This window comes from Pseudoalteromonas sp. SR45-5, assembly GCF_014163565.1.
Classification (GTDB): domain Bacteria; phylum Pseudomonadota; class Gammaproteobacteria; order Enterobacterales; family Alteromonadaceae; genus Pseudoalteromonas; species Pseudoalteromonas distincta.
Genome location: NZ_JACJDN010000242.1, coordinates 1 through 5,561, shown reverse-complemented (window position 1 = coordinate 5,561; position 5,561 = coordinate 1). Strand labels below are relative to the sequence as shown.

Below are 5,561 nucleotides of genomic sequence, written 5' to 3'. Positions count from 1 at the left end.
GTAATTAAGCCTTCCTTGGCTTTGCTGGTTAATTACTTTTGATAAAAAGGATAATCGCTATAACCTACTTCAGTACCGCCATACATAGTGGCTGCATCAGCTTCGTTAAACGTCCAATTATTTGCTATACGCTCTGGTAAATCAGGGTTAGCTATAAATGGGCGACCAAATGCAAATAAGTCACCGTAACCTTCACCTAAAATACGCACTGCTTTTTCTACTGTGTATTTACCTGCATAAATAATGCGCCCTGAAAATTCAGCTCGGACTGCTTTATAAAATTCTTGTGGTAAATCGGGAGCGTTATCCCAATCAGCTTCCGCAATCGATAAGTAAGCAATACCTGCTTGCTCAAGCACTTTAACGGCCTGGATATAAGTGTGATGAGGGTTTGATTCAACAAGTCCTAAATACACTCGTGTTTCATCTGTGCTTTCAAATAAAGGAGCAAAGCGAACACCTAAACGATCAGAGCCTACAACGTCACTTACCGCTTCAACTATCTCTTTTAAAAAGCGCAGGCGATTACTAAGCGTTCCACCGTATTGATCGTCACGGTTATTAGTATGCTCAGAAATAAACTGATTAACTAAATAGCCGTTAGCACAATGAAGCTCCACACCATCAAAGCCAGCTTCTAAAGCATTGCGTGCAGCTTGAGCGTACATGTTTACCAGTTCACCAACCTCAGTAGTACTTAATGCACGAGGCTCACTTGGGTCAGCCAATGCGCCTTCACCAGGTGCGGTTTCAATAAATACTTTTACATTGTCAGCAATAATATCTGAAGGGCCAACCGGTTTACCTGAATTTGGTTGTAGTGTGGCGTGCGATACGCGCCCTACATGCCAAAGCTGAGCAAAAATAACGCCGCCTTTAGCGTGTACTGCATGTGTTACTTTTTTCCAGCCTTCAATTTGTGCTTGCGAGTGAATACCTGGGGTCCAAGCGTAACCTTGCCCACGAGGTTCTATTTGTGTGCCTTCGGTAACCATAAAACCAGCCGATGAACGCTGCGAGTAATACTCAGCCATTAATTCATTAGGAATATTGCCAGGCTGAGTGCTGCGAGAGCGAGTAAGAGGAGGCATCACAATACGGTTTTTAAGTGTAAAAGGGCCAAGCTCAATTGATGAGAATAAAGGGGCGGTATTAACTAAATCTGATTTCATTTTAAATTCTCTTATAAAGCAAACAAAGGCTTAAATAGTGGTTAAGCAACATTGGCAGCATAGAGATTTAAGGATACAATTTGAAACAACACTTTTTTGTGCAGCATACAATTATGAATGGTATTAGTCGGCTCGATATAAAACAGTTAAGAGTACTCAGTAGCTTATTAGAACTGCAAAATCTTTCGCAAGTAGCCAAAAAAATGGGGTTAACGCAACAAGCCATTAGTGAGCAACTACGAAAGCTACGAGATTTATTTGACGATCGCTTGTTTATACGCCAAGGCAATAACATGGTTGCTACTCCTAAAGCGCAAGGACTCAAGGCGCCTGTTAATCATATTTTAAAGCAATTAGAGTCGTTACTAGAGCCCGAGCAGTTTAGCCCGCAAACTTATAAAGGTGTGTTTACCATAAGCGCAACCGACTACGCCACGCAGGCCTTATTGCCGCAATTATTTAATATTACCCGCCGCGAGGCGCCAGGTTTAAAGTTGATTGTGCGCGACTTTGCATCAGATAACGTTAATCAACTTATAACGGCAGGCGAGCTTGATTTGCTGATAAGCTTTCCAGAATTTATACCCGACAACCTTTCTTATATCACTTTGTTTGAAGAACAACATTTGTGTATTACCGGTATAGGTAACACGACTTACACTGAACCTTTGAGTTTGGCGCAATTTGCAAAGCATCCACAGCTAGTGGTGTCGCCATCTCGTGCAAATTTGCGCGGATCGCACGATCAGTGGTTTGAAAGCCAAGGGTTAAAACGTAATATTGTAATGTCGGTACCAAGTTTTTCTGCGGTGCCCGACATTTTACATACAACCGATATGCTCGCATTTTACCCATCAAGATTATTACCAAACAGCAAAGTTAAACAGCTAAAAATAGAAGCTCTGCCCCCTACATTTAAAGTAATAGCCGCATGGCATCCGCGTACTAATAACAGCCCTATTCATAAATGGTTGATAGAGCAATTACAAAACTTATAACGATATAAAACATCTAAAGTGACTACTTTTTACTGTTAAATTAGCAACCCAATATTTAGATTAAATCATTTAACCCCTCCTTAACCCTCGACCTAATAAGCTATGTGTAATAGTACGAATTAGGCATAGTTAAATGGTTTATTTTAAAAAGCACTCAACCGGTTTTTTACTTGCACTTAGTTGTACGCTTGCTGCATGTAGTAGTCAGCCAAGCTATCAAGGTAATAGTACTGAGCAGTCGCTAAAGCAACATACAAACTGGCAGTACACGCAAAGTAACGCACAGCAAGTAAATTACATTACCGATTTGGTGGATATTGAAGGGCTTGATTCGCTTATTGAGCAAGCTGTTACTAATAACCCATCGTTTAATCAAGTGCATGTTGCATTAAAACTAGCTTATGCGCAGCGTGATGTAACCGCTGCAAGTCAGTGGTTTAGTGTAGATGCAGGATTTGACGCGCAGCGCAGTAAAACCGAAGGCACGCAATACAGCTCATCAGTAGGTATAAGTTGGGAAGCCGATATATGGCAAAAAATTGCTGACAACGTAGCCGCGCAAGATATGACTATTGCCAGTAATCAAGCTACTTATCAAGGCGCTAAAGACACCTTAGTAGCCAGCGTGATACGCACGTATTTAAACATTATTTTGCAGCAAAATTTGCTCGATATAGAGCAACAACGTTTAGTTGTTTTACAAAATAATGAGCAAAGTATTGTAGAGCGCTACCAATATGGATTAGGTGATTTAGAAGCGCTTGATACCGCCCGTACTAGCACGGCATCTACTCGCGCAACCATTGCCGATTACCAAGAACAAATAGCAAAAGCAAAGCGTGCTTTAATGCTAATTGTAGGCACTGATAAACTTCAAAACCTGCCAAATACATTAACACTACCAAGCGTTATTGAGCCATTAAGTACATTACCAGAGCAAGATTTAGCGCGCCGACCTGACTTACAAAGTGCCTATTACAACATTCAGGCAAAGCATTACTTGGTTGATGTATCGTACAAAGAGCTACTACCGAGTATTTCGCTTTCGGCATCACTGAGTGATTTAGCAAGCACGCCAAGCCAAGCATTATTAACTAGCCCAGTGTGGAGTTTATTAGGCAGTTTAAGTGCCCCTTTATTTGAAGGTGGAGCACTGCGTGCGCAAGTTGATATTGCAAAATTAAATGCCGAGCAAGCGTTTTGGCAGTACCAAGATACGCTGCTAAGTGCGGTAAACGAAGTTGAAAATGCACTCGGGCAGGAGCAATCATTAACCGAGCAGCAACTGCAAATTAGCAATGCACTTGCTAGCGCTAAACGCAGCTTTAGTAACTATCAAAGTAAGTATCAACAAGGTTTGGTTGATATTTTAGATTTGCTAACAGTGCAACAAAAAGTATACGACCTGCAAGCCCAGCTTAGCCAAATAAACTACACCCTTTTAACTAACCGCATAGATTTAGGCCTCGCTTTGGGCCTTGGAGTATCGTCATGAAAATTTCGCCAACACCGGTTGTTGTAACGCTTGTTGCTATTGTTTGTATAGGGCTTGCTATTATGTATAACGGTCAAAAAATGGCTGAAAAAGCAAATAGTCCACAACCTGCCGCTATTAAAGCTATTGCCCCAAATGTATCGGTAATTAATGCAGCTCCGAGCACTTATCAGGCTTATGTTAGCGGCCACGGTGAAGCTAAAGCGCATTGGTCACTTAGCTTAAAAGCACAAGTTAAAGGCGAAGTAACCAGTATGAGCGAGCAATTTGCGACCGGTAACTTAATAACTAAAGGGCAGGTGTTTGCACAAATTGATGACACCGAATACTTACAAGCTCTAGCTAGCGCAAAAGCAACATTGGCTGATGCAAAACTAGCACTGCAAGAAGAACAAGATTTAGGTAATCAAGCAAAACGTGAATGGGATCGCTCAGGCGTTACGCAAGCGCCAAGCTCGCCGCTTGTATTTAGAACGCTGCAGTTAGAAGCCGCGCAAGCTACGCTCGATAACGCACAATATGCACTTAAAACCGCACAGCGTGATGTAAATAACACCCAGTTAAGTGCACCATTTGACGCTGTTATTTTATCGCGCGATATAGATTTAGGTACTTATGTGAGTATTGGCGATACGCTTGCCACGCTAAACAGCACTGACAAAGTAGAAATAACGGTACCGCTTTCATTAAGTCAGTGGCAAAACCTAGCAAATAATAAATCAGGCGAGGTTATTTTAACTGATGTAACCACTAATACTAAATGGAACGGTTATATTGCACGTTTTGAGCAACATCTTGATGACAGCTCGCGTCAACGCAGCGTAATTGTTGCCTTAGATAAACCGTTTGAGCAAACAACGCCGTTACTGCCTGGCACATTTTTAGCGGTAGAAATTGCCGGTAAGCAGTTAACTAACGTAATAAAACTGCCTGCTTCGGCGGTATCGCAAGATGGCTTAATTTGGTACGTGAATGATCAAAATAACTTAGTAAGCACTCAAGCGAATAAAGTATTTGAGCGTGGAGATTACGTATATATTACGCCAGTAGATGGTGCTAAAAATCTAAAAGTGGTGGCGCGCCCACTTGTTAGTTACTTAAACGACATGAAAGTAAATCCAATAGTTGAGGAGATACAATAATGAGCCCTCATCAACCACCTCAATTACCCAGCAATAATAACCCGCTGCACGGTATTATTAATTGGTTTGCAAATAACTCTGTTGCCGCTAACTTATTGTTAGTTAGTGTGATTGTAATGGGTATTATGTCGCTTACGACTTTACGTAAAGAGGCTTTTCCGAGTTTAGAGCCAGATACTATTTCGGTATCGGTGGTTTACGACAGTGGCGATGCATTGCAAGCCGAAGAAGGAATAGCGTTAAAAATAGAAGAAGCGCTCGAAACCGTATCGGGTATTAAACGTATTACCTCTACATCCGATGCTAGCGGCAGCCATGTAAGCATTGAAAAAAGTACTGATTACTCACTCGATGAGTTACTTGTTGACGTTAAAAACCAAGTTGACGCTATTAATAACTTTCCGGCAGATGCTGAGCAACCTGTTATTGATAAAGCCCGTAGGCAAGATCATGCATTAACGCTGCAACTTTTTGGGGATGCAGATCGCCATACATTACAAAACCTGGGTGAAAAACTTAAAGCCGATTTATTAGCGCAATCAGGCATTAGCGACGTAGAGCAATCAGGTGTGCTCGATCCGATGATGTCCATAGAAATCGACGAAGGTAAATTACAAGCGTATGGCTTAACTATTAGTGATGTAAGTGAGGTCATTAATAATGAGTCATCAAGCCCGCTTTCGACCAGTTTGCGCGATAGCAGTAAAATTATACGCTTAAAAGCCGCCGACCAAGCTTACTGGCAGCGCGACTT

At 41.7% G+C, this 5,561-nt stretch carries 5 protein-coding genes; 4 read left to right on the top strand and 1 reads right to left on the bottom strand.

Annotation, left to right across the window (positions count from 1 at the left end; all coding sequences use genetic code 11):
- Nucleotides 1–32: 32 nt before the first annotated feature.
- The gene (locus H5072_RS10570; RefSeq protein WP_182693501.1) at nt 33–1,172 is read right to left on the bottom strand and encodes an alkene reductase; all 1,140 of its coding nucleotides are present in this window, start codon (nt 1,170–1,172) and stop codon (nt 33–35) included.
- Between the two features lie 80 nt (nt 1,173–1,252).
- On the opposite strand from H5072_RS10570, the gene H5072_RS10565 reads away from it, so the two are divergent.
- The 4 genes from H5072_RS10565 to H5072_RS10550 all read left to right on the top strand — a co-directional run.
- Entirely contained in the window at nt 1,253–2,170 is a 918-nt protein-coding gene (locus tag H5072_RS10565; protein WP_220488585.1) for a LysR family transcriptional regulator, read from the top strand.
- Nucleotides 2,171–2,303: 133 nt separating this feature from the next.
- Nucleotides 2,304–3,665 (top strand): TolC family protein, encoded by a 1,362-nt coding sequence (locus H5072_RS10560; protein WP_024596693.1) that lies wholly within the window; start codon nt 2,304–2,306, stop codon nt 3,663–3,665.
- Complete coding sequence (locus H5072_RS10555; RefSeq protein WP_182693500.1) at nt 3,662–4,807, top strand: efflux RND transporter periplasmic adaptor subunit; 1,146 nt, start codon at nt 3,662–3,664, stop codon at nt 4,805–4,807. The genes H5072_RS10560 and H5072_RS10555 overlap by 4 nt, the downstream gene beginning before the upstream one ends.
- Nucleotides 4,807–5,561 (top strand): efflux RND transporter permease subunit (locus H5072_RS10550; protein ID WP_182693499.1); only part of this gene is annotated, 755 nt, incomplete at its 3' end. The genes H5072_RS10555 and H5072_RS10550, both read left to right, overlap by 1 nt.